The organism is Moorena sp. SIO4A1, assembly GCF_010672065.1.
Taxonomy (GTDB): Bacteria; Cyanobacteriota; Cyanobacteriia; order Cyanobacteriales; family Coleofasciculaceae; genus Moorena.
In genome coordinates this window covers 1-1264 of the sequence record NZ_JAAHHX010000843.1, presented here as the reverse complement: position 1 = coordinate 1264, position 1264 = coordinate 1, and the positions used below count along the sequence as shown (strand labels likewise).

Here is a 1264-nt window from a genome sequence, read left to right as displayed (position 1 = left end):
CAATGAAATCAACAGCATCATTAACAAGTTTCTCATTGATCGGCCATCTATCACCTAGTCCTAGTGTTGGATTTATGTCAGCTTCATGAGCAATTTTATTTCTACGATCGACGATAATGCTCAACTTTTGTTTAATCTATTTTGCCGGTTTACCCATCACCTTACCAACTTCTTACCATAATTTTTTATCTGAAATTAATCTAATGGCATCTGCTATATTTTCTGGCTGCTGAAAGCTTTTATAGCTGTGTTTTTGTCGAATTTCCGTTTCTAACCAATCGTCTATATTTGAAGCAACATTTAAACCTTCACGCATACTTTCCAAGGAAATTTGAAAGCGAGAAAATGCCGGAGGCTCTGAGCGATTTCCACGGTAAATTTCTAGCATTTCTAATCTCACTACTTCATGAATATAATAATCTAATGCACTGACAGATAGCACCAGTGTTGCTCTCAAAATGTCTGAAAGGTCGAGAGCAGATGTAGATTGTGCTTTAACAGAATTATGAACAGCTATCAAATCTCGAACACGACGGATGCTGATATGGAATTGATCAAGCGCGGACTGCATTAGAAGTTAGATTAATTACCTTATCTGCTAATGTGGAAAAAGATTCTCTAAAGTGATTTTGGTAGTTTTGAGTATGTTCTAAAACCTTGCCAGTTTGCCCAATTTGTTCAGCAGTTAAAGCAAATACAGGTGTTTGATTTTCTTGAGAACAATAAATGAGATTATTAAAATCAGGAATTCCTATGAGGCATAAATCCTCCTTAATTTTTTCACCCAAATAAACTTCCCTAGGAAAAACCATGTGTTCACGGCTTAATGCTGGGAACAGTGTATTTTCAATAGCATAGTTAATCTTATCTATCCATTTATTGACAGCAATAGTTGGGTTTCCGTACCTAATTCGATAATTTTGAATAATTGTTCCAAGAAAGAGAGGGGTAACTTTTGGGAATGGGTAATTAGCTTTTTTGAGAACTGGCAATTCGCTGGCTTTCTGTGCCCACTGATGCCATTTAGGTAGAATTGTTGCTACTGAATCAATTGCCATAACTGAAAAGAAATCAGGAATTGTAGGCAATATAAAGAAATCACTTGTCATCAGTAAATTCTGATTAATTGAGCTTAAGCTTGGACTCATGTCAATCAGAATATAGTCAGCAGAAAAATTCTTGGCTGTTTTATCAAGAAGATAGGAAATAGAGCCAGGAAGATTCTTAAGAGTTTGAATAGAACCACTTAACTCCTGAGCAATAC

At 35.7% G+C, this 1264-nt stretch carries 2 protein-coding genes; both read right to left on the bottom strand.

What is annotated here, in order from left to right; genetic code table 11:
* Nucleotides 1-172: 172 nt before the first annotated feature.
* On the bottom strand, nt 173-571 hold the full coding sequence (locus F6K53_RS43400; protein WP_293086927.1) for a hypothetical protein: 399 nt from the start codon (nt 569-571) through the stop codon (nt 173-175).
* On the bottom strand, nt 555-1264 hold a 710-nt coding region (locus F6K53_RS43395; RefSeq protein ID WP_293086924.1), incomplete at its 5' end, for a ParA family protein. The genes F6K53_RS43395 and F6K53_RS43400, both read right to left, overlap by 17 nt.

Bases quoted from the DNA above. Each gene is read 5' to 3' on its own strand.
- F6K53_RS43400 (WP_293086927.1), bottom strand. From the start codon at position 571: ATGCAGTCCGCGCTTGATCAATTCCATATCAGCATCCGTCGTGTTCGA.